The organism is Methylophilus sp. DMC18, from assembly GCF_056314005.1.
The window spans coordinates 177,123-198,950 of sequence record NZ_JBQUZE010000001.1; the positions used below are offsets into that span (position 1 = coordinate 177,123).

Genomic DNA, 21,828 nt, shown 5'->3' on the forward strand with positions numbered 1-21,828 from the left:
GATTGCGAGAACTGCCGACAACTGTGAAAGGAAAAGTCATGAGTGAACTGAGTGTTGCAGAGCCACCAAAAACGCAGCAAGCAATATTAGAAAACGGGATTCAGCAGTACCTGACGTTTATCCTTGGTCGGGAGACCTTTGCCCTCAATATTCTCAATATCAAAGAGATTATTGAGTATGGGCAGCTCACTGAAGTGCCAAAAATGCCTGGTTTTATCAGAGGTGTGATTAATCTAAGGGGGGCGGTGGTGCCTGTAATTGATATGGCAGCGCGTTTTGACAAGCCCAGCGCAGATATCACGCGTAAAACCTGCATTGTGATTATTGAAGTCACTCATGCAGAAGGAACGCAGGTCGTTGGTGTGATGGTAGATGCCGTGAATGAGGTCGTGGATATCGAAGCAGGCAATATCGAGCCTGCGCCAAGCTTCGGTGCCAATATCCGGGCAGACTTTATTGAAGGCATGGGCAAAATTGATGGCAAGTTTGTGATTATTTTAGACGTCAATAGTGTCCTTTCGGTTGATGAAATTGCCACCTTAGCAGGTAGTACCGTCAACGGTTAAGCCAATAATTATATAAATGTTGTAGTGAGAGACTCTAAAAGTAAATCTGGATTTTAAATCCATATAAATGAAGGACATAACATGAAACTGACTGTTGCGAAAAAAATGCTGTTGTTGATATTTACGGCCATTGTTGGTTTGGTGGGCCTTGCTGTCATGGGTAGCATCCAGATGAACAAGATCTTTGATACCACCAACTATACAAACATTAACTCAGTACCAAGTCTGATTGATCTTGATCAGGCCAGAAAGCATGTGTTGCGTTTGCGGATTCAATTGAACCGTTATGTTTTGAATGTGGATCATAAAATTCAAGAAGAAGCACTTGCCAAAATTGAAGAGCACAACAAGGGGCTCAATGACGTGATAGATCATTATTTGGCAAATTATGTTTCTGATGAAAAGGATAAGGAAATTGCCCAGCGCATGAAACAAGGGGCGAGAGATTATGAAGCTGCTTATAAGCCATTAATCCTCGCTGTGCAGGAGGGAAAACGCGACCAGGCGAGAGATATTATCAACACAATCTCTCCGATTGCCGAAAGAGTCAGTGGGGCTGTAAATGATGATTTTGACTATAACGTTGAGTTAGCAAAAAAAGCAGCTGAAGAGGCGCAAGCAACCAAGTCACAAGCGAACACGATTGCGATGACGGTTGCCGGGATTGTGGTGGCGATTGCCGCTGCATTGGGTTGGTTTATCACTCAGGGTTTACTGAAACAATTGGGTGGTGAACCTGACTATGCCGCATCTGTGGTCAAAACGGTCGCTTCAGGGGATTACACCGTTCAAGTTGAAACCAAACCTGGCGATACCAGCAGCTTGTTGTATTCAATGAAGCAAATGGTCGAACAATTATTGGCTCAAATTGGTGGTGAGCCCGCCTATGCCGCAGGTATTGTAAAACGTGTCGCTGAAGGGGATTTAACCGTCAAAACGGATATCCGGGCAGGGGATACTGGCAGCATCCTGTTTGCAATTGACGGTATGGTCAACCGACTGACAGGCATTATTTCTGAAGTGCGTGGCTCTGCCGATAACATTGCCAGTGCCTCCGAGCAGGTGAGTGCGACGGCGCAAAGCATTAGCCAGGCGACCAACGAACAAGCGGCTTCTGTCGAAGAAACTTCTGCCTCCGTTGAGCAAATGAGCGCTTCTATTAACCAGAATACAGAAAACTCCAAAGTGACCGATGGCATTGCTGGCAAAGCGTCTAAAGACGCCAACGAAGGTGGGGCTGCGGTAAAAGACACTGTGATTGCCATGAAGAGCATTGCTGACAAGATCAGCATTATTGATGACATTGCCTACCAGACTAACTTGCTGGCCCTGAACGCTGCGATTGAAGCCGCGCGAGCAGGTGAGCATGGCAAAGGCTTTGCCGTGGTAGCGGCAGAGGTTCGCAAGCTGGCTGAACGTAGCCAGGTGGCCGCGCAAGAGATTGGTGAAGTGGCGAAAAACTCCGTGGGTCTGGCTGAGCGTGCCGGTGACTTGCTGGATGAGATCGTGCCTAGCATTAACAAAACCAGTGATCTGGTACAAGAGATTTATGCCGCGAGTGAAGAGCAAAGCAGTGGAGCCTTGCAGATTACGGCTGCGATGAATCAACTGAGCCAGGTGACCCAGCAAAATGCCAGCTCCAGTGAAGAACTGGCGGCGACCGCTGAAGAGATGAGCGGCCAGGCCGAGCAACTGCAACAACTGATCTCCTACTTTAAAGTGGGTTCAGAAGAGACTGCTTTTGCCTCTTCAGTGAAAAAGAGCGTTAAAAAAGTGACCACGCCAGCCAGTAGCAAGTCAGCACTTCATGTAGCGACAGCGGCCGATATTGATGAGTCACAGTTTGTGAAGTTTTAACTTGAGTGGGATCTGTGTGGCTTGTGCCGGGAAGCATAGGTCACACGGCCAGTCGGCCAGAGGTTTGTCAAATCACATGTGATCAATTTTGGGGGAAAGCATTATGTCTATCTTGAACTACAGGGCAGTCAATAAAAGTCGTATTCAAATTGCGCAGCAATATTTAATGCAATTGGCGAAGGGGCAATTGAATCAAGCCATTGATTTAAGCGTTCAAGATGAATTAACCCCCTTATTCCTGCAGATTTCTGAGTTGCAACAGCAGTTGGCGCAGAAGCAGCAATCGCTGGATGCTTTTACGCATGAGCTAAATCATATGTCTAAAGAGCATGACGCAGGCGATATCGATGTCGTCATGAATGCAGACAAGTTTCAGGGCGAGTTCAAGACCATGGCTGTGGGGGTGAACACCATGGTCGGTGGCCATATCGCCGTGAAGAAAAAAGCCATGGCAGTGATCAAAGCCTTTGGCGAGGGTAACTTTGATGCACCCATGGAGCAATTGCCGGGCAAGAAAGCCTTTATTAACGATACCATCGAAAAGATGCGCAGCAACCTCAAAGGCTTTATTGCGGACATGAGTCACATGTCCAAAGAGCATGATGCCGGCGATATTGATGTGGTGATGAATGCAGACAAATTCCAAGGCGACTTCAAGACCATGGCGGTCGGCGTGAACACCATGGTTGGTGGCCACATTGCCGTGAAGAAAAAGGCCATGGCAGTGATCAAGGCCTTTGGTGAAGGTAACTTTGATGCGCCTATGGAGCAATTGCCTGGTAAAAAGGCGTTCATCAATGACACCATCGAAAGCATGCGTAGCAACCTCAAGGGCTTTATTGCGGACATGAACCATATGTCCAAAGAGCATGATGCGGGCGATATTGATGTGGTGATGAATGCAGACAAATTCCAAGGCGACTTCAAGACCATGGCGGTCGGCGTGAACACCATGGTTGGTGGCCACATTGCCGTGAAGAAAAAGGCCATGGCAGTGATCAAGGCCTTTGGTGAAGGTAACTTTGATGCGCCTATGGAGCAATTGCCTGGTAAAAAGGCGTTCATCAATGACACCATCGAAAGCATGCGTAGCAACCTCAAGGGCTTTATTGCGGACATGAACCATATGTCCAAAGAGCATGATGCGGGTGATATTGATGTGGTCATCGATGCAGACAAATTCCAGGGTGACTTCAAGAGCATGGCGGTCGGTGTGAACACCATGGTGGGCGGCCACATTGCGGTGAAGAAAAAAGCCATGGCGGTGATCAAGGAGTTTGGTGAAGGTAACTTTGACGCACCTATGGAGCAGTTGCCAGGCAAGAAAGCCTTTATCAATGACACCATAGAGATGGTCCGCAGCAATATGAAAGCCATGTCGCGTGAAATTAACCTGCTGATTGAGGCGGCTTCACAAGGCAATTTGACCATACGTGCAGATTCCAGTTTGTATAAAGGCGATTACCGCAAGATGGTGCAAGGCCTCAATGACATGCTGGATAACATAGTCAATCCGCTGGTAGAGGTCATGGCATTGATGAAAGAGGTCGAACAGGGTGATTTGACCCAACGCATTGACAATGAATACCAAGGCCAGCTTGAAGAGTTGAAGCTGTCCGTGGTCAATACGGTAGAGCGCTTGATGCAAGTGATTGTAGAGGTCAGGGGTTCTGCAGACAACATAGCCAGTGCCTCCGAGCAAGTGAGTGCCACCGCACAAAGCATCAGCCAGGCGACCAATGAACAAGCCGCTTCTGTCGAAGAAACCTCTGCTTCAGTGGAGCAGATGAGTGCTTCGATTAACCAGAATACCGAGAACTCCAAAGTGACCGATGGCATTGCCGGTAAAGCGGCCAAAGACGCCAACGAAGGCGGGGCGGCGGTGAAAGATACCGTGATTGCGATGAAGAGCATTGCTGACAAGATCAGCATTATTGATGACATTGCTTACCAGACTAACCTGTTGGCCTTGAACGCTGCGATTGAAGCTGCGCGAGCCGGTGAGCATGGCAAAGGCTTTGCGGTGGTGGCAGCCGAAGTGCGCAAGCTGGCTGAACGTAGCCAGGTGGCGGCGCAAGAGATTGGTGAAGTGGCGAAAAACTCCGTGGGTCTGGCTGAGCGTGCCGGTGACTTGCTGGATGAGATCGTGCCTAGCATCAACAAAACCAGTGATCTGGTACAAGAGATTTCTGCCGCGAGTGAAGAGCAAAGCAGTGGTGCAGAGCAAATCACTGCAGCCATGAACCAATTAAGCCAGGCAACCCAGCAAAACGCCAGCTCCAGTGAAGAACTGGCGGCGACGGCCGAAGAGATGAGCGGCCAGGCCGAGCAACTGCAACAGTTGATCGCTTTCTTTAAAGTGAGTGGTGAGCATCACGTGCTCAAGGGGGCAGACAAGCCAAAAGCAAAATCACAGGGCAGTAAGCCTACGGTGAGCAAATCTTTCAATAGCCCAGTGATACAAACGCCTAAAACCGGCACCTTTGGTGGCGGCATTGATGAGGAGCAGTTCGTGAGGTTTTAAGTCGTCACGGCGACGTACAGTGTCGCGTGATTGTGATGCGCTTGAAACCAACAACGAGAGGATAGAAAAATGAGTGAATTGGTAATTGCAAGAGGTGAACAGCATCAGTTAAACGGTTTTTCTGATGCCATGCAGCAGTATTTGACGTTTGTCCTCGGACGAGAGGTGTTTGCGATCAATATCCTGAATGTGAAGGAAATTATCGAGTATGGGCAGTTGACTGAAGTGCCCAAAATGCCTGCGTTTATACGAGGTGTGATTAACTTGCGCGGGGCCGTAGTGCCTGTGATTGACATGGCGGCACGTTTCGACAAGCCGACGGCGGAGATCACACGTAAAACCTGTATTGTGATCATTGAGGTTGCACATGCGACGGGAACGCAAGTGGTGGGCATGATGGTGGATGCCGTCAATGAAGTGGTGGATATCGAGGCGGGCAATATTGAGCCAGCGCCAAGTTTTGGTGCCAATATCCGCGCAGATTTTATTGCAGGCATGGGCAAGATAGAGGGTAAGTTCATTATTTTACTCAACGTTAACAAGGTACTTTCTGTCGATGAAGTGTCTAGCCTGGCGACTGGCTCGACCTTGGCCAGTGAGTCCGCAGCGAGTTAAGTAGTGAAGGGGTAGCACATGGATCAGATTGAGTCATTGACAGTAAAAGAATTTGGCTTGTTTAAAAGCTTTATCTACGCACAAGCCGGCATTGCCCTGTCAGACGTTAAAAAACCGTTGGTCAGTGGCAGGCTCAGCAAACGCTTGCATTTTCATCAACTCAATTCGTTTACGCAGTATTACAAATTGATCAATGATCCCGCCAATGCCAAAGAAAAGCAGATTGCGATTGATTTGCTCACCACCAACGAAACGCATTTTTTCAGAGAGCCCAAACACTTTGACTTCTTTAAAGAGGTGATTCTGCCCAAACGTAGCAAAGGCAAGCCTTTCCGGGTCTGGAGTGCGGCGTGCTCGTCAGGTGAAGAGCCCTATACGATTGCCATGTTGCTCGATGAACATCTGGGCAAAGAGCCCTGGGAAATCGTCGCCTCAGATTTAAGCACCAAGGTCTTGCAGCAGGCGCAAAGCGGTTGTTACAACATGCAGCGTGCCTCCGAGATCCCCAGACCTTATCTGACCAAATATTGCCTGAAAGGCACCGGCGATCACGATGGTGAGCTGCTGATTGTGAAAGAGCTCCGCCAACGCATCAAATTCTTGCAGGTCAATCTGACCAAGCCTTTTCCTGATCTGGGCCAGTTTGATGTGATTTTTTTGCGTAACGTGATGATTTACTTTGATGTCGAGACTAAGCGACAGATTACTGATCAAATGTTGCCTTTGCTCAAGAATGACGGGTACTTCATGATCAGTCATTCCGAGAGCTTGAATGGCGTCACTGAGAAATTTGTCTCTGAAGCGCCTTCTATCTATAAAAAAACTGCTAATTAGTTGTTATGTTGATGCGTACCCAGCCTGCCTTGAGTTTTGGATTGTTGGATAAGAAGCCTGAAGAGGTTTTTGAGGTTTTTTTGCAGCCTGGCGAGTGGTATTGGGGCGATGCAGACACTAGAATTCGTACTATTCTGGGCTCCTGTGTGGCAGTCACGATCTGGCATCCGGCAAAACAGATGGGGGGCATGTGCCATATCCTGTTGCCGCAACGCCATGTTTCACATAAAGAAAAAAATGAAACTGCTGCTGGCAAGTCAGGCAAGTATGCAGATGAAGCGATTGCCTTGATGATGGAAGAAATGGCCAAGTGCAAGATTCGACCACAAGACTGCCAGGTGAAAGTATTCGGCGGCAGCAATATGTTCCCGAAATTGCAGATCAATCAAAAAAACCATATTGGTGACCGTAACCTGCATGCCGTTCTGATGCTTCTGGCAGAGTATGGTTTTCATGTGCATGCCAATCATTACGGTGGCGAGGACTCACGCTATATTATTTTTGATATCTGGAGTGGGTTTGCCTGGGTGAAAAGCAAGGTTTAACGAGAATATTAATTATGAAAAAAATCAGGGTCATGATTGTGGATGATTCAGCAGTGGTCAGAAAAGTCCTTGCTGAGAAAATTTCAAAATCTTCAGAGATTGAGGTCATCTCTGCAGCGGCAGATCCCATTTTCGCCATGGATAAAATGATGAAAGATTGGCCGGATGTGGTGATTCTGGATGTGGAGATGCCCAGAATGGACGGCATCACCTTTCTCAAGAAAATCATGTCGCAGCGCCCCACGCCGGTCATTATCTGTTCGACACTGACCGAGAAGGGCGCCGAAACCACCATTCAGGCGCTGGCGGCCGGGGCGGTGAGCATCGTGACCAAGCCTAAAGCGGGCTTGAAAGATTTTTTAGAAGATGATGCCAATGACATTATCAATGTGATCAAGGTCGCGGCAAAAGCCAATCTGAAAAGAATCTCGCATGCTGAGCCTGTGGCCAAGGTCGCCCCTAAACTGACGGCGGATGCGGTACTCGCGGCGACGAATCGTGCCATGGCGCAAACCACCGAGGGGATAGTGGCAATTGGGACCTCAACAGGCGGTACGCAAGCACTGGAGGCCGTGTTGACTTCGTTACCACGTGTTTGTCCTGGCATGGTGATCGTGCAGCATATGCCCGAAAACTTTACTGCAGCATTTGCCAAAAGACTGAATGAACTGTGCGAGATTGAGGTCAAGGAAGCCGCCCATGGCGATCGCGTGATTGCCGGTCGCGCTTTGATTGCGCCTGGTGGTAAGCACATGCTGCTTAAACGCAGTGGTGCTCAATACCATGTTGACGTGATTGATGGTCCGCTCGTCAGTCGCCATCGCCCTTCGGTCAATGTGCTCTTCCGTTCGGTTGCCCAGCAGGCGGGTAAGAATGCTCTGGGCATCATTATGACGGGCATGGGGGATGATGGCGCCCAAGGTCTCAAAGAAATGCGAGAGGTGGGCGCAAAAACGCTTGGTCAAGATGAAAGAAGTTGCGTTGTATACGGAATGCCTAAAGAAGCAAACAAGCTGGGAGCCGTTGAACGGGAGGTTTCTCTGGCAAAAATTCCACAAGAGATTGTGATGTATGGTAGTGGGAGATAAGGTGAAAGCGCTGATTGTGGATTCTTCCAAGTCAACAAGAAAAATATTGTCATCTTTGTTGAAGAAATACGAGATTGAGGTTGAAGAAGCTGCAAGTCCCTTACAGGCAATCGAGTTATTAGACGGGCAGCATGTTGATTTGCTTTTGTTTTCTTACCATCATAAATCCATGAATGGGATTGAATTTTTTAAAGCATTGCCTCCCAAAACACGTAGCAGCTGCGTGAGTTTGTTGGTCGCATCAAATGCCATTCACCAAATTGCGCATGAATCTATTGAGGTGGGAATTACAGCCTGCTTTAGTAAATTAAATATCTCCTCTTTAGATACATTCATTCAGAACTTTGCACAGGCTAAGCGCAATAAACTCCAAGGTCGGGTGTTGCTCATTGAAGATAGTCCGTCTCTTTCTCAAGTCTATGGCGAGCGATTAGCAAGCATCGGGCTTGATTGCGAATTTTGTGTCGATGCTGAAGGCGCGATTCAGCGCATCAGCGACAACACTTACGATTTGGTGATTACAGACTTTAGCTTAGCCGGGATAGGCGATGGATTCTCCGTGATTAGCGCAATAAGAAATTCTCATGACGCGGCTAAGTCACGTATTCCGATATTGGCTATTTCAGGCTTAAATAGTCCTGCACGGCGAACACAATTGCTCCTCAATGGTGCAAATGACTTTTACTCAAAAGACTCATCTCTGGAAGAGTTTGAAATCAGGGTCAAGCATTTGCTGGAGAGCTATCAACTATTGCTCACATATGAGATGCAATATCAAACCATGCAATCACTGGCAACGCATGATGCATTGACCAAGTTATATAACAGACATTATTTGCGTGATGTACAGCAGCAAGTCATTTCTGAAGCCTATATGTCTTCCAAACCATTGGCACTAATCGTGGCAGATGTTGATTTTTTTAAACAGATCAACGATACCTATGGCCATAAGATTGGCGATGAGGTATTAGCTGCGGCCGGTGCTTTATTTGCAAATTTCTTTGCGAATGAACTGTGCTTTCGTATTGGTGGGGAAGAGTTTTTAGTGATTTTGAAAAATACAACAACGTTAGCGGCCAGTCAGTATGCACAAGGCTTTTGCGACTACTTTGCGAATCAACATTTATCTGGTTTGAATGTCACGATCAGTGCTGGTGTTGCCTCGTATGAGTATGGAGACGATTTTGAACATCTCTTTGCGCGTGCGGATGATGCGTTAAGCAAAGCTAAACTTTCAGGTCGAAATCAGGTGGTACTTGATCAGTCCTTGAATATGTTGTCGCTGATGGCCTGATGAGTGAGATCTGATCATCGCTTAATTTATAACTTTTGATGGGGCGTTACCGTGCGTGTATTTAGTTGTGTCATCGTTTTGATTTCTCTCATTTTTTCAAGTTTTGCTCGGGCAGAAGTTGAAGAAGACGGCCGTTATTGGCTCAATATTTATGCGCAAGGTAAATTGCCGGTAGAGAATTTATACTGGAGCATGGACACGCATCCGCGCTGGCGTGATGAGGGCAAGCATTTTGATACGCTGATTCTGCGCCCGTCCATTTTTTACAAGGTGACGCCCAAGGCCAGTGTCTGGTTGGGTTATGACACGATTATCAATCATCCGGCAGGCGCCTCGGCCTATCAGGAAAACCGCTTGTGGCAGCAGTTTTCTTACCAGTTTGACCCGATTGGCGGCGTGAGCTTGAGCAGCCGTTCCAGGCTGGAAAACCGTGAGCGCGAGGACTTTAGCCAGCATGCCTATCGCTGGCGGCAAATGGTGCGCGCCAGTCTGCCTTCGAGCTTGAATCCGCAATTATCCTGGGTGGTGTATGACGAGTTGTTTATCAACTTTAACGATACGCACTGGGGTCCACGAAAAGGGTTTGACCAGAACCGCCTGTTTCTGGGCGTGAACTGGAAATTCAGTGACTTTAGCAATGCAGATATCGGCTATCTGAACCAGTTTATAAATACCAAAACCGTAGACCGTGAGAATCATGTCCTCATGACGGCGATCCGTTTTAATTTTTAGCGGAATCTGTCGTTAAATGCATATGAACTTAAGTAAGATTGTTTCGACTCTGTTGGTGTTGACCAGTAGTTTGCCACTGTCTGTCAAGGCGGAGGAGACGCCGGTAGCGGTGTCCTCACCCTTGAGCTTGAGTGGCTACCTCGAGACCTACTATGTGCGTGATTTTAATGATCCGCCCAACCATAAACGGCCCGACTTTATCTATAGCCATAACCGGGCCAATGATTTGAGCATCAATCTGGCCATGGTCAAGGCCAGTTTGAATACGCAACGTGTGCGCGGCAATCTGGCGCTGGCTTCGGGCAGTTATATGCGCGCCAATTACGCTGCCGAGCCCAAAGACTTGCAACATATCTTTGAAGCCAATGCGGGTGTCAAGCTTTCTGACAAACACGATCTCTGGCTGGATGCCGGGGTGATGCCCTCGCATCTGGGTTTTGAAAGTGCGATCGGCACCGAGAACTGGACGCTGACGCGGAGCTTGATGGCAGAGAGTTCGCCTTATTTTGAAACAGGGGCCAAACTCAGTTATACCTCAGCCGATGGCAAATGGATGGCGAGTGGCCTGGTGTTGAGTGGTTGGCAGCGCATCCGTGCACCGCAAGGCAACACAACACCGTCCATCGGCCATCAGCTCACCTATAAACCGAATGATCGGGTGACGCTCAATAGCAGCTCGTTTATCGGCAATGACAAATCTGACCGTGCGCGGCAGATGCGTTATTTTCATGACTTTTATGGCATCTTCAAGCTGGATGAGCAGTGGAGCCTGATTACCGCGTTTGATATTGGCGCCGAAGAAAAACCGCCAGGAGAGGGCGACGGCTACAATGTGTGGCTGGCGCCTGCTGTACTGGCCAAGTATCAGTATTCCAGCCAGTTCAGTGTTACCGGGCGCGTGGAATACTATCAGGACAAACAGGGGGTGATTATCAACACCGGCACTCCCAACGGTTTTAAAACCATGGGTTACTCGGTGAATGCCGATTATAAAGTGTGCCCGCGTGTCACTGTGCGTGCCGAGCTGCGTCAGTTGCAAAGCAGGGATGATATTTTTAATGAGTCGGGCCGTCGTCAGACTGATCAGAGTTTGATTGCAGCGACGGCGATTGCTATTCAGTTTTAATCAAGCCCATACTGAGGGCCAGGCAAGTGCGATGCGATGCAGACAAGGGTTTGCTTGCATGGCTCTACCCCAAAAATGTCAGTGTGTATGAGTTCATCTAAGGAAGCAGTTATGAATGCAGCGACACAAAATAACAGTGCAGACAGTGCAAGCGCAAAACAGACAGCGGGCGAATACCTGACTTTTATTCTCGGCAACGAGCAATACGGGATTGATATCCTCAAAGTACAGGAGATCCGCGGCTATGATCCGGTGACCCATATTGCCAATATGCCTGCCTTTATCAAAGGCGTGGTCAACCTGCGCGGCAAAATTGTGCCTATCGTGGATTTGCGTATTAAGTTTGATTTGGGCGAGGTGGTCTATAACGAATTCACGGTCGTCATTATTCTGAACCTCAGTGGTCGCGTCGTCGGCATCGTTGTCGATGGTGTATCGGATGTGCGGGAGTTGTACGAAGAGAATCTGCGTGAAATGCCGACACTGGTGACACGGATTAACACCAACTATGTGATTGGTCTGGCAACAGTTGAGAGTGAAATGATTATTCTGGTGGACATCGAGCGGTTGATGGCCAGTGATGAAATGGAGTTGATGGATAAGCCCGCCGAATAAATGCGCCGCTGCCAAACAAAAAAATAAACCTGCGCAAGCAGGTTTATTTATTGGTGGCTACTCAGGCTTACTTTTTAACCGTCTCGCTAGGGTTGTGATATCTCGCCAGCCAATGGGCATACGGGGCTGGCAACACCCAGGCGGCCTGATCTTGACCCAGCGCCTTGGCCGCAAAATAAGGCCAATGCGGATTTTCAAGGTGCGCGCGGCCGATCATGGCCAGATCCAGTTGCTCGTTGCGGATGGCGCCATCCGCCAGGGTGGGGGCACCAAAGCCCCAGGCGGAAGACACCGGAATCCCGGCTTCTTGACGCACGCGCTGTGCAATCGGCGCCAGAAAAGCGGGTCCCCAGGGAATATTGGTTTCAGGGATGGTAAAGCCGACACTCACACTGAGCATATCCAGGCCACGATCACGCCAGGCTTTCACCAGCTGGATAGACTCATTCAAGGTTTCTTCATCTTTGCCATCATACTCAATCACGCCAAAGCGGGCTGTCAGTGGCAGATGCTCCGGCCAGACGGCGCGAATGGCTTCCAGGGTCTCAATGGTAAACCGTGAGCGGTTTTCAAAACTACCGCCATATTGGTCGGTCCGCTGGTTAGAGTGCGCCGAGGTAAAGCTTTGCCCCAGATAACCATGTGCAAAGTGGATTTCCAGCCATTCAAAACCAGCGGCCAATGCACGTTTGGCCGCAGCCACAAAGTCATTTTGTACGCGGGCAATATCCGCTAGCGTCATGGCTTGGGGGACACGCGGCAAGCCACCACCAAAGGCCAGGGCAGAAGGTGCAATCGGTTGCCAGGCACGCGGATCACTTTCGGCCATATGGTCATCGCCCTCCCAGGGTTTGTTGGCACTGGCTTTGCGGCCGGCATGCGCTATCTGGATGCCGGGGACTGCGCCTGCAGCTTTGATGGCCGCCGCAATCTTGCGCAATTGCTCTGCTTGCGCATCATTCCAGATGCCCAGACACCCAGGTGTAATGCGGCCTTCAGGTGCTACGCCGGTCGCCTCCACAATCACCAGGCCACTGCCACCGCGGGCCAGTGTCGCGTAATGCGCCTGGTGCCAGTCATTGGCGACACCATCTTCGGCCATGTACTGGCACATGGGCGGCACCGCAATACGGTTTCTTAAGGTCACTGCTTTTAACTGGAAACGAGAAAACAAATCAGCCATAAAACGTCCTTTAACAAATGTGTGTTGCAGAATGGGTTTAAATTCTATTGTTCGAATATAATCGAACAATAGAATAATATCAAGAGGTATGATAAATTCAGACCATGCGACAAATTAAACATCCCAGCATAGAACAGGTCGAACTTACCGACCTCATGTATGCCTTGTCTGACCCAACCCGGCTAGAAATTGTCGGGCGTCTGGCAGCCGCGGGCCGAAAGATGACTTGCGGAGAGTTTGATCTTAACCGGCCCAAGTCCAGCCTGTCGCATCACTTTAAAATCCTACGCGCAGCCGGCGTGGTCGAAACCATCATCGAAGGCACCGAGCATATGAATGCCTTGCGGCTGGCAGAGATCGAACAGAAGTTTCCTGGCGTATTGCAGTCTGTGTTAAGTGCGCTCCGCCAGTCGCCCTGACGCATTGAGAAAAGCGCAGGATCTGACTGCTTCTATGCAGTCTCCGTCATCGTTACAAGTCTTGTTCAGCGTGAACGTTGACTCATCTCCCAATGATGGTTGCTTGATGTGGCTGACCATTGGGACTCACCAGTTACTCTAGGAATCAATATGTTTGCTGATCAATCCTCACTGAAATTTTCTGAAATCAAGACCAATGTGCTTAGTGGGCTCACGGTGGCGCTGGCCATGGTGCCAGAAGCCATTGCTTTCGCCTTGATCGCACATGTGTCGCCGCTCACTGGGCTGTATGCGGCAGTGCTAGTTTCTTTGATCACCTCTGTTTTCGGCGGTAGACCAGGCATGATTTCCGGTGCTGCAGGGGCCCTGGCGGTGGTGATGGTGGCGCTGGTCGTTCAGTATGGGGTGCAGTATCTGTTTGCGACAATTATCCTGATGGGCTTATTACAAATCCTGTTTGCGGTGGCCAAACTGGGCAAGTTTATTCGTATGGTGCCGCATCCAGTGATGCTGGGTTTTGTAAATGGATTGGCGATAGTCATATTTCTTGCACAGTTTAATCATTTTAAAACGATACAGGCAGATGGCTCATATGGATGGATGAGTGGTGCGCCGCTCTATATTATGCTAGGGCTGATTGCGATCACCATGGCCATTATTTATTTGCTCCCCAGATTGACGAGAGCGATTCCCTCTACGCTTGCAGCAATCATTGTGGTGTCTACGAGTGTGATTTATTTGGGGTTGGATACCAAGACGGTAGGTGATTTGGGCTCGATTGCCGGTGGATTACCAACGTTTCATTTCCCGGAAGTGCCCTGGACGTTAGAAACACTTTATATCATTTTCCCCTATGCACTCATTCTGGCTGCCGTTGGCCTGATAGAAACCTTGCTCACACTCAATTTGATTGATGAAATGACAGAAACACGAGGGCGCCCCAACCGGGAAGCCATGGCGCAAGGGATGGCAAATGTTGTGACCGCTTTTTTTGGTGGCATGGGAGGCTGCGCGATGATTGGTCAAAGCATGATCAATATCAACAATGGCGCCCTTAAAAGGCTGTCTGGCATTGCGACCTCACTTTTTCTACTGTCATTTATTTTATTTGCATCGCGCTGGATCGAAATGATCCCGCTGGCCGCGTTGATTGGCGTGATGTTTGTGGTGGCCGAGAAAACATTTGAATGGGGCACGCTGAATTTGTTTGGCAAAGTGCCTAAGCAGGATGTGTTTGTCGGCTTGTTAGTCGGTGGCGTGACTATTATCGCTGATCTGGCGATTGCTGTGATCGCTGGCGTGATTGTTTCTGCGCTTGTGTTTGCCTGGGAGCATGCCAAACAACTGAAGGTTTACACAGAAAAAGATAAGAACGGCATGACCGTACATCAACTACATGGCACCTTGTTTTTTGCATCGATTGCTAATTTCCAGGCCCTGTTTAATCCCGCCAGTGATGACGCGCAGGTTGTGATTGATTTTAAACATGCAAAAGTGATGGATCATTCTGCCTTGATGGCGATTGATAGCCTGGCTGCAAAATATCGTGCGGTAGGCAAGTCACTGCATTTACGGCATTTAAGCCCTGATTGTCAGGAACTGCTGGAAAGTGCCAAAGCCATTATAGAAGTCAATCTGCTGGAGGATCCAACGTATCGAGTCTCGGATGATAAATTGGCATAAGCAAGCACAGCCAAGTTCTACAAAATGGTATGAATAAGTAAACGATGAGTATGAGATGAGTCTGATTAAAACCTATGTGATGGCTACCCTGGCAGCGATTCTGTGGGGAGCCAATTTCAACCTGGCAAAACCTGTGCTGGCTGAAATGAGCCCTTATCTGGCCGGTGCCAGCCGCTATACGATTGCGGCGATGGTCATGATCCTGATTGCCCGGTTTTCACAGGCGGTAATTCCCTTACGTGAGTGGAAGGCGTACTTGACGCTGGGGATTGTGGGTGTCTTTGGTTTTAACTTGTTTTTCTTTTTGGGCATGGCACATTCCTCGGCGATTAATGGCGCGTTGATCATGGCCTTAAACCCGCTTTTGACCGCGATCTTAAGCTATTTCATCCTCGGTGAGCGGCCCAAGCTGGCGCAGCTGCTGGCTTTCCCGGTGGGCATTGCTGGCGTCGCCATTGTGGTGCTGGGGGCAGGGGCGGAGTGGACGATTGCGACGGGCGACCTGTATATCATGATTGCATCGCTCAACTGGGCGGTTTATAACGTGTTGGTGAAGAAAATGATGCCTAAGCAGGTGAGCGGGATTGCCAGCACTGCCGGCATCATGACCGTGGGGGCGCTGGCATTGAGCCTGGCTGCGGCATGCAACGGTAGCCCGTTGGTGATGCCAACGGCACATGCCGGGTTGGCCTTGTTGATTATGGCACTGGGCGGCGGCGTCCTGGCTTACCTGTTCTGGAATGCCAGCATTAAACATTTAGGCCCTGCCAAAGCAGCGATTTTCATGAACCTGATTCCAGTCACCACCATGGTGATTGCCGCTTTTGAGCACGTTCCACCTACGCAGGGGCAATTGTTTGGTGCCGTGCTGGTGATCAGCGCCGTCAGTTTTAGCGCGCTCTCAGGGGCAAAAGCCCGTTAAGATTCACAGGAAACTTAAGGTTGATCTTGTCACCACGGCCAATGTGAGCCCGCTCATGTTCCCGTCATGCGCATGAGAGCATCTTCCTCTTCTTCAGGCTCGGTCGACTTCCAGCTATGGGGTGTATGGTCGGGTTGATCCAGTTTGAAGCGTTGGACGGACTGGCTCAGCTGGTTAGCCTGATCCAGTAATGATTCTGCTGCCGCGGCGGCTTCTTCGACCAGTGCCGCATTTTGCTGCGTGGCTTCGTCTATGTGGGTGATTGCCTGATTCACTTGTTCTATGCCTTTGCTTTGCTCAAACGAGGCTTCACTGATGTCTCGCATGATTTCAGAGACTTTTTTCACTGAACTGACCACCTCTTCCATGGTTTTACCAGCAAGGTCTACCTGTTTGACTGCATCGTAGGTGTTATTGACCGAGGTGCTAATCAAGCCATTGATTTCTTTTGCAGCGACGGATGAGCGCTGTGCCAGTGCGCCGACCTCATTCGCCACCACGGCAAAGCCTCGGCCCTGTTCGCCGGCGCGCGCCGCTTCTACGGCTGCGTTCAAGGCCAGGATATTTGTTTGGAAGGCGATGCCATCAATCACGGCAATGATGTCTTCAATCTGGCGTGCACTTTCATTCATTGCATTCATGCTGGCAATGGCCTCGCGTACAACCTGGCCGCCGTTTTCAGCCACGTTTGATGCTGTCAGCGCCAGTTGGTTGGCTTCTTGAGCATTCTCTGCATTGTGTTTGACGATAGAAGCGAATTGCTCCATGCTGGCGGCGGTTTCTTCAAGGCTCGCTGCCTGGTCTTCCGTCCGGCGCGAAAGTTGGTTATTGCCACTGGCGATCTCACTGGCTGCAGTATCAATCGCTTCAACTGCCTGTCGTACGGCTTTAATCGGTTCAACAATCAGGTCCAGCGTCTGGTTAACGCCAGCAATCACCTTGCGGAAATCACCAGCATGTTTCATTTCGTCAGCCCGCACCTGGATACGTCCTTCCTTGGCCGCTTGTGCCAATAGCGCAGAGTCCTCGAGTAGTTGATTAATCGCCTGGATGCAAGTATTCAGGTTGTTTTTTATTTCGTTGAAATCGCCGTAATACGGGGCGGTAATCTCGGCAGGAATGTCGCCATGCGCGATCCGCGCGACATAGCTGGCCGCCATATTCAGCGGCACAATCACCGCATCCAGCGTGTGATTCACGCCCTCAATAATTTTTCTAAAATCGCCATTATGTTTACTCGCATCCGCCCGTGTAGACAGCTTGCCTTTGACGGCGGCCTGTGACAGGTGATTGGCATCCATAATCAGCGCATTGACGGCATCAATGCACTGGTTAAGGTTATTTTTAATGGTGTTGAAATCGCCATGGTAAGTGTCCGTGATTTTAGGTGGAATTTGGCCTTTGGCAATATGATCCACATATTCTGCAGCGACATTGAGTGGAGAAATGACCGCATCCAGCGTATGGTTCACGCCCTCAACAATTTTGCGGAAATCGCCTTCATGTTTGCTCGCATCTGCACGTGTAGACAAGCGTCCGGCAACCGCCGCCTCTGACAGCATATTGGCGTCCGCAATCAGCGCATTCACGGCATCAATGCAATGATTAAGATTATCTTTAATGGCATTGAAATCGCCATGATACGTTGCAGTAATCTTGTCAGGGATATTGCCTTTGGAGATATCTGCCACATAGCTCGCCGCCACATTTAACGGCACAATCACACCATCCAGCGTCTGGTTAAAGCCCTCGACCAAGCGCTTGAACTCGCCATTAAAGGCTGCCGTCTCTGCACGCGTAGACAATTGCCCTTCAATCGCTGCCTGTGCCAGCCGGTTGGTTTCCGTTGAGAGTTTGCTCAGCGTGCGTTGGAGTACCTGCATGGAGTGCGCGACACTGGTTTCATCGCCAACAGGCAATGCAATGTGCGCTGAAAAGTCACCATCAGAAAAACGGCCAGCCAACTCTGACAACTCAACAGGATCCATACCCAAACGTTTTTTAACCGTGCTGACGATGAAATAGCCTAAGCCGCTGGCAAACGCGATCAGCAGCAACACCATCACATAATTGGCGATCTCACCCTTGGAAATGACTTGCGCTGTTTCAGCTTCCAGCGTTTGCGCTGTCTTGTTTGTGTAGATGACCACCTGATCAACAATTGTTCGATGGGCCTCGTAGGCAGCGTTTAACTCGTGCAATGCAGACTCAATCTGCTTTTTATCCTGCGCATTCAGCGCAGGGATAAATTTGTGATCGTATATTGCAAAAAAAGCCTGGCCTGAGGCATACAGCTGTTCAGCCATCAAATGCTTGATCTCGGGGTTATTAAGTTTCTTCTCCCAGTAAGCATGGCGTTTTTCAAACTCGGCCCTAAGGACGCTGACTTTTTGCTGCAGGGGGCCCGCGGATGATGCATTCATGGCGACACTTTGCAGAATCAGTTGCCAGGTTTCAATCAGGTATTCCGGTGGGGGTAATACGTCAGCGACCAGATCCTTCTGGTCTATGATCTTGTTGTATTGCTCCCCATTAATCGCCACTGTTTTATTGGCCTGCATATTCAAAAATACGAACAGGCAAACAGCCAGCAGGATAGTCGTCAAAACGCTGACTATCAAGGTAGACAGCTTGAGACGTGCAATTTGCATGAAAAAAGTCCTCTTTAGTAATTGTTACACGCTATGAGTCTGCTATTAAACCTTTAAGTCGTTGGTGAGTATGTGCCAATAAAAACCGATTCATACGCTTAAATGATTGATTTTTATGAATATAATTATCTAGGATATTTATTTATGTTAATTTATTCTGGATGCTGACCTCTGCATACGATGGCATATGTCGATAGCGGCCTCAAGGCCGGATGAGGCGGTTGCATGCCAATATCCGTCAATGGCAATGGCTGGATGACGGGTTAAAACAGCGTGTTCTCGGCGGACATCGTGGTTAGCAAATAGGTACAGATGGCTTGCAATAGGGTCGGATTCGCATGATGTTTATGCCAGTAAACGCCAATCGAGCGACCAATCGCCGGTAAGGCAAAGGGGATATAGTGCACATCATGATCCTCATGGTTGATGGCTGTGCCAGGAATCACGGCCAGCCCCAAACCATGTTTGACCATCATCCTGAGCGCTTCAAAACTCACCGCCTTGAAATCATCATCTTTGTCCAAATGCTGCCGGGCAAAATTGGCATCAAAATGCTCCAGAATTTGCCGGTAATGCGACTGATCCTCCACCAGAAACAGCAGGGGTTGCTGGTTTAAATCACTGAGTTGCAGGCTTTTGCATGAGGCATAGGCATGATGGCTGGGCACGACTACGTACAACGGGTCATCCAGCAGTTTGATGCCCATCAGACTGGCATGCGTGACCGGCAATGGCAGTAAGGCAAAATCAATTTCCTGATTCACCAATAAATCGATGAGCACATCCACATCTTCTTCCACATGTTGCACTTTAAATGGCTTGAACTGCTGTTTTAGATGGAAGATGTATTGCAGTGGCAGGGCATGCCCAAGAGACGGAAAACTGCCAAAGGTGAGCTTGGCAGAGGCATGCTGCCTGGCTTCACGAGCAATGTGAACAATCTGGTTTGCATGCTCGATCACCTGCGTGGCCGCCTCAATAATCTTTTCTCCCACAGGGGTGACGCGCACAAAATGCGTGCCTCTTTCAAAGATCTCCACCTCCAGATAGTTTTCCAGCTTTCTGATCTGATTGCTCAAAGTGGGCTGCGTGGTTGCACAATGTTCAGCCGCCTTGCTAAAGTTTTTATATTCAGAGACGGCTAATAAATACTTCAAATCACGTAAGTTCATGGCTTATCGGTCCTTGGCTGAGTGTGGGGTCAGAGGCGCTGGCAGGCAATCTTTTCCACATTGGTCAAAACGAATGGTGGGGCATGCATCTCATCATTCCGGTGGCGGCGCAGGGTCAGGCCCCGGCTTGGGCAAGACAGGCGGATAGGGTTGCGGCGGACAGGAAATCCGAACCGAATGTTGACGTAACAAGGTCTGTGGTGTGTGAACTGGTGTCAATTTCAAGAGACTTGTCCCAAGCTTGGTTTCAATATCAGGACAAGGCGTATGGTCGTGTCTACACCCCCCGTCCCGGGTTCGTGTAGACATCATCAGCACTGGGCGGTTGAGGAAGTATTTACTCGCGACTCCCAAGGAGGAATGTCATCTCCTATGGGGTTTGATATTAGATGGGCATCAATCTATCGTCAAGGGAATCTCCTCCCTATTTAAGCCTTTGTAAGCTCGCCGTAAGACGCCAAAGGTTCCATTGTTTGTTTGAATAAATCCATTCAAACAAACAATTTCATTTCCTCCCAGACTCCGCGTAAATTTCACCTCACAACGTACTGTTGTTTATCACTAGGAGTCAAAAATGAAACTGTTATCTACCCTTGTTCTGTTGTCTTTTTCAGTCGCTGGTTTTGCGGCCGACAACTCAAACGCCACAGATTTGAACGCGGTTGAAACGATGCTGCATACCAAGTTTGAATCGAGCCAGGCCAGCGCACAAAGTGCGTCTGATGATAGCCTCAGCCAGAATCCCTTTATCGAGCAAGTGATGGAAAATAATGTGCAGTCACAGCATCAAGTGGCTGCTGCCCATGAACACCACGGCTAACCCATGGGGAATGATTGCGTCATCCCCGCATAATGCGCGACGACAGTGACTGGCACTGCCGTTCGCCCGCAAACAAATCACCATCATCCATCAGCGCTGATGGTGATGGTGTTTTTATGGCGTTAATCACTCACCAGCGCTTTAGCCACCAGTTGTTCAATTTCATTGGTGATGTCGGTCATGACGCTGGCGACCACGGCAAACTCCTTGCCGGCGTCGCCAGACCGTGCGGCGATGACCTGCGCGTTAAATGAAACAATCTTGGCTTCTTTGGCGATCTTCTGGATGCTGCTCATCAGGTTTTCCTGCTTTTTGCGTCTGAGCAGTTCGCAGTGTTTGGATTCATTTTCGTACGTGACCGTAATCTGGTTGAGGACGGCCACGATCAAGCTGGCCTCTTCGCCCAGCAAGGGGATCATGGCTGCAGGCAGACCCTGATTACTTTCGCAGGCGCTAATCGCCTGTTGGCAATGTTGAATAAATTGCCGGATTTTGGCCTCGTTATCTTCCGGGCCAAACAATACTTTTTCCAGCGCGGCAAAATAAACACCGGGATACTCATGGTTGCCTTTGACCAGAAGTGTATGCGTCTGGCTAAACAAGGCCAGCGCTTCTTTAGCATGGGCCAGCGCTTCTGGGTGGTGCGTACTCATCATCAGGTTGAGCACGATCCGTTGCGACAACATGCGCTGGCGGCCAGAAAGGTTGATCAGCGCCACCATGCGGTCACTATTCAGGATGGTGTGCTGGCCGGGTTTGTCGGTCTTTTTCATGGCGTGCATCGGTCTGTCCTCTGAGTCACCCTGGTTATCGTTGCACCCATATCTTGCCATCCCTGACTTCGACCGGGTAAACATTCAGACACACGGTTGCGTCCTCAAGACAGAGGCCAGTGCGTAGCTGGTAGTGATGCTTGTAAATCGGCGAGGCGACTACAGGCTCGCCGCCCAAATCACCGACCAGGCCGCGGGATAGCACATTGGCCTCGCTATGCGGGTCGTGATTATCCAGCGCGTAGAGCTGGTCGTCTTTAAGGCGGAAAATAGCAATTTGTTGGCCTTCAATCAGGGCACAGACCCCCATATTCGGCCAGATATCCTCGAGTGCGCACACTGGGTGCCATGCGCCTGCCTCGGCAGGCTGGGCGTTTGTTGCTTGTAACTGATTCATAGACGGTTTCCT

General features: G+C 49.5%; 20 protein-coding genes and 1 riboswitch. Of the genes, 15 read left to right on the plus strand and 5 right to left on the minus strand.

Annotated elements, in window-relative coordinates:
• Window positions 1-38 precede the first annotated feature (38 nt).
• The 11 genes from ACT53G_RS00905 to ACT53G_RS00955 all read left to right on the plus strand — a co-directional run bounded on the left by ACT53G_RS00905 (window position 39) and on the right by ACT53G_RS00955 (window position 11,796).
• Window positions 39-566, plus strand: coding sequence for a chemotaxis protein CheW (locus tag ACT53G_RS00905; protein ID WP_379077299.1), 528 nt, complete (start codon window positions 39-41; stop codon window positions 564-566).
• Between the two features lie 81 nt (window positions 567-647).
• Window positions 648-2,423, plus strand: a complete 1,776-nt coding sequence (locus ACT53G_RS00910) for a methyl-accepting chemotaxis protein (RefSeq protein WP_476168443.1) — start codon at window positions 648-650, stop codon at window positions 2,421-2,423.
• Window positions 2,424-2,589: 166 nt separating this feature from the next.
• Window positions 2,590-4,947 (plus strand): methyl-accepting chemotaxis protein, encoded by a 2,358-nt coding sequence (locus ACT53G_RS00915; RefSeq protein ID WP_476168444.1) that lies wholly within the window; start codon window positions 2,590-2,592, stop codon window positions 4,945-4,947.
• Between the two features lie 69 nt (window positions 4,948-5,016).
• A complete protein-coding gene (locus tag ACT53G_RS00920) occupies window positions 5,017-5,562 on the plus strand; it encodes a chemotaxis protein CheW (protein ID WP_476168445.1) in 546 nt (181 codons plus the stop codon).
• Between the two features lie 18 nt (window positions 5,563-5,580).
• A complete protein-coding gene (locus tag ACT53G_RS00925; protein ID WP_194747251.1) occupies window positions 5,581-6,396 on the plus strand; it encodes a CheR family methyltransferase in 816 nt (271 codons plus the stop codon).
• 5 nt (window positions 6,397-6,401) lie between these two features.
• Window positions 6,402-6,941 carry a chemotaxis protein CheD gene (locus ACT53G_RS00930; protein ID WP_313983623.1) on the plus strand — a complete coding sequence of 180 codons (540 nt, stop codon included), beginning with the start codon at window positions 6,402-6,404 and terminating at the stop codon, window positions 6,939-6,941.
• Between the two features lie 14 nt (window positions 6,942-6,955).
• On the plus strand, window positions 6,956-8,029 hold the full coding sequence (locus ACT53G_RS00935) for a protein-glutamate methylesterase/protein-glutamine glutaminase (protein ID WP_194747249.1): 1,074 nt from the start codon (window positions 6,956-6,958) through the stop codon (window positions 8,027-8,029).
• 1 nt (window position 8,030) lies between these two features.
• On the plus strand, window positions 8,031-9,323 hold the full coding sequence (locus tag ACT53G_RS00940; protein ID WP_379077314.1) for a GGDEF domain-containing response regulator: 1,293 nt from the start codon (window positions 8,031-8,033) through the stop codon (window positions 9,321-9,323).
• A gap of 51 nt (window positions 9,324-9,374) precedes the next feature.
• Window positions 9,375-10,055, plus strand: coding sequence for a DUF2490 domain-containing protein (locus ACT53G_RS00945; protein ID WP_476168446.1), 681 nt, complete (start codon window positions 9,375-9,377; stop codon window positions 10,053-10,055).
• Between the two features lie 16 nt (window positions 10,056-10,071).
• Window positions 10,072-11,181 carry a porin gene (locus ACT53G_RS00950; RefSeq protein WP_476168447.1) on the plus strand — a complete coding sequence of 370 codons (1,110 nt, stop codon included), beginning with the start codon at window positions 10,072-10,074 and terminating at the stop codon, window positions 11,179-11,181.
• Window positions 11,182-11,292: 111 nt separating this feature from the next.
• On the plus strand, window positions 11,293-11,796 hold the full coding sequence (locus tag ACT53G_RS00955; RefSeq protein ID WP_194747246.1) for a chemotaxis protein CheW: 504 nt from the start codon (window positions 11,293-11,295) through the stop codon (window positions 11,794-11,796).
• Between the two features lie 67 nt (window positions 11,797-11,863).
• On the opposite strand, the gene ACT53G_RS00960 is transcribed toward ACT53G_RS00955, so the two are convergent.
• On the minus strand, window positions 11,864-12,979 hold the full coding sequence (locus ACT53G_RS00960; RefSeq protein ID WP_194747245.1) for an NADH:flavin oxidoreductase/NADH oxidase: 1,116 nt from the start codon (window positions 12,977-12,979) through the stop codon (window positions 11,864-11,866).
• A 104-nt stretch (window positions 12,980-13,083) separates the two neighbouring features.
• On the opposite strand from ACT53G_RS00960, the gene ACT53G_RS00965 reads away from it, so the two are divergent.
• The 3 genes from ACT53G_RS00965 (at window position 13,084) to ACT53G_RS00975 (ending at window position 16,003) form a co-directional block, all read left to right on the plus strand.
• Complete coding sequence (locus ACT53G_RS00965) at window positions 13,084-13,398, plus strand: ArsR/SmtB family transcription factor (protein ID WP_379077326.1); 315 nt, start codon at window positions 13,084-13,086, stop codon at window positions 13,396-13,398.
• Between the two features lie 150 nt (window positions 13,399-13,548).
• Window positions 13,549-15,081, plus strand: coding sequence for a SulP family inorganic anion transporter (locus tag ACT53G_RS00970; RefSeq protein WP_379077329.1), 1,533 nt, complete (start codon window positions 13,549-13,551; stop codon window positions 15,079-15,081).
• 55 nt (window positions 15,082-15,136) lie between these two features.
• On the plus strand, window positions 15,137-16,003 hold the full coding sequence (locus tag ACT53G_RS00975; RefSeq protein WP_379077332.1) for a DMT family transporter: 867 nt from the start codon (window positions 15,137-15,139) through the stop codon (window positions 16,001-16,003).
• 53 nt (window positions 16,004-16,056) lie between these two features.
• On the opposite strand, the gene ACT53G_RS00980 is transcribed toward ACT53G_RS00975, so the two are convergent.
• Both ACT53G_RS00980 and ACT53G_RS00985 read right to left on the minus strand, forming a co-directional pair.
• Entirely contained in the window at window positions 16,057-18,654 is a 2,598-nt protein-coding gene (locus ACT53G_RS00980; RefSeq protein WP_476168448.1) for a methyl-accepting chemotaxis protein, read from the minus strand.
• 263 nt (window positions 18,655-18,917) lie between these two features.
• On the minus strand, window positions 18,918-19,826 hold the full coding sequence (locus tag ACT53G_RS00985) for a LysR family transcriptional regulator (protein ID WP_476168449.1): 909 nt from the start codon (window positions 19,824-19,826) through the stop codon (window positions 18,918-18,920).
• Window positions 19,827-20,121: 295 nt separating this feature from the next.
• A riboswitch (Fluoride riboswitch) is annotated at window positions 20,122-20,206 on the minus strand.
• Window positions 20,207-20,400: 194 nt separating this feature from the next.
• Here ACT53G_RS00985 and ACT53G_RS00990 point away from each other — a divergent pair.
• The gene (locus ACT53G_RS00990) at window positions 20,401-20,646 is read left to right on the plus strand and encodes a hypothetical protein (protein ID WP_194747237.1); all 246 of its coding nucleotides are present in this window, start codon (window positions 20,401-20,403) and stop codon (window positions 20,644-20,646) included.
• Window positions 20,647-20,768: 122 nt separating this feature from the next.
• Here ACT53G_RS00990 and ACT53G_RS00995 read toward each other — a convergent pair whose 3' ends face one another.
• Window positions 20,769-21,419: a type IV pili methyl-accepting chemotaxis transducer N-terminal domain-containing protein gene (locus ACT53G_RS00995; protein ID WP_379077337.1), complete on the minus strand. Its 651-nt coding sequence runs from the start codon at window positions 21,417-21,419 to the stop codon at window positions 20,769-20,771.
• A 34-nt stretch (window positions 21,420-21,453) separates the two neighbouring features.
• On the minus strand, window positions 21,454-21,816 hold the full coding sequence (gene nirD / locus ACT53G_RS01000; protein WP_476168450.1) for a nitrite reductase small subunit NirD: 363 nt from the start codon (window positions 21,814-21,816) through the stop codon (window positions 21,454-21,456).
• Window positions 21,817-21,828: the final 12 nt, after the last annotated feature.

Excerpts from the sequence above, each read along its gene's own strand:
- ACT53G_RS00905 (WP_379077299.1), top strand. The coding sequence starts at position 39 with ATGAGTGAACTGAGTGTTGCAGAGCCACCAAAAACGCAGCAAGCAATA.
- ACT53G_RS00910 (WP_476168443.1), top strand. The coding sequence starts at position 648 with ATGAAACTGACTGTTGCGAAAAAAATGCTGTTGTTGATATTTACGGCC.
- ACT53G_RS00915 (WP_476168444.1), top strand. The coding sequence starts at position 2,590 with ATGCAATTGGCGAAGGGGCAATTGAATCAAGCCATTGATTTAAGCGTT.
- ACT53G_RS00920 (WP_476168445.1), top strand. The coding sequence starts at position 5,017 with ATGAGTGAATTGGTAATTGCAAGAGGTGAACAGCATCAGTTAAACGGT.
- ACT53G_RS00925 (WP_194747251.1), top strand. The coding sequence starts at position 5,581 with ATGGATCAGATTGAGTCATTGACAGTAAAAGAATTTGGCTTGTTTAAA.
- ACT53G_RS00930 (WP_313983623.1), top strand. The coding sequence starts at position 6,402 with ATGTTGATGCGTACCCAGCCTGCCTTGAGTTTTGGATTGTTGGATAAG.
- ACT53G_RS00935 (WP_194747249.1), top strand. The coding sequence starts at position 6,956 with ATGAAAAAAATCAGGGTCATGATTGTGGATGATTCAGCAGTGGTCAGA.
- ACT53G_RS00950 (WP_476168447.1), top strand. The coding sequence starts at position 10,072 with ATGCATATGAACTTAAGTAAGATTGTTTCGACTCTGTTGGTGTTGACC.
- ACT53G_RS00955 (WP_194747246.1), top strand. The coding sequence starts at position 11,293 with ATGAATGCAGCGACACAAAATAACAGTGCAGACAGTGCAAGCGCAAAA.
- ACT53G_RS00960 (WP_194747245.1), bottom strand. The coding sequence starts at position 12,979 with ATGGCTGATTTGTTTTCTCGTTTCCAGTTAAAAGCAGTGACCTTAAGA.
- ACT53G_RS00965 (WP_379077326.1), top strand. The coding sequence starts at position 13,084 with ATGCGACAAATTAAACATCCCAGCATAGAACAGGTCGAACTTACCGAC.
- ACT53G_RS00970 (WP_379077329.1), top strand. The coding sequence starts at position 13,549 with ATGTTTGCTGATCAATCCTCACTGAAATTTTCTGAAATCAAGACCAAT.
- ACT53G_RS00975 (WP_379077332.1), top strand. The coding sequence starts at position 15,137 with ATGAGTCTGATTAAAACCTATGTGATGGCTACCCTGGCAGCGATTCTG.
- ACT53G_RS00980 (WP_476168448.1), bottom strand. The coding sequence starts at position 18,654 with ATGCAAATTGCACGTCTCAAGCTGTCTACCTTGATAGTCAGCGTTTTG.
- ACT53G_RS00985 (WP_476168449.1), bottom strand. The coding sequence starts at position 19,826 with ATGAACTTACGTGATTTGAAGTATTTATTAGCCGTCTCTGAATATAAA.
- ACT53G_RS00990 (WP_194747237.1), top strand. The coding sequence starts at position 20,401 with ATGAAACTGTTATCTACCCTTGTTCTGTTGTCTTTTTCAGTCGCTGGT.
- ACT53G_RS00995 (WP_379077337.1), bottom strand. The coding sequence starts at position 21,419 with ATGAAAAAGACCGACAAACCCGGCCAGCACACCATCCTGAATAGTGAC.
- nirD (WP_476168450.1), bottom strand. The coding sequence starts at position 21,816 with ATGAATCAGTTACAAGCAACAAACGCCCAGCCTGCCGAGGCAGGCGCA.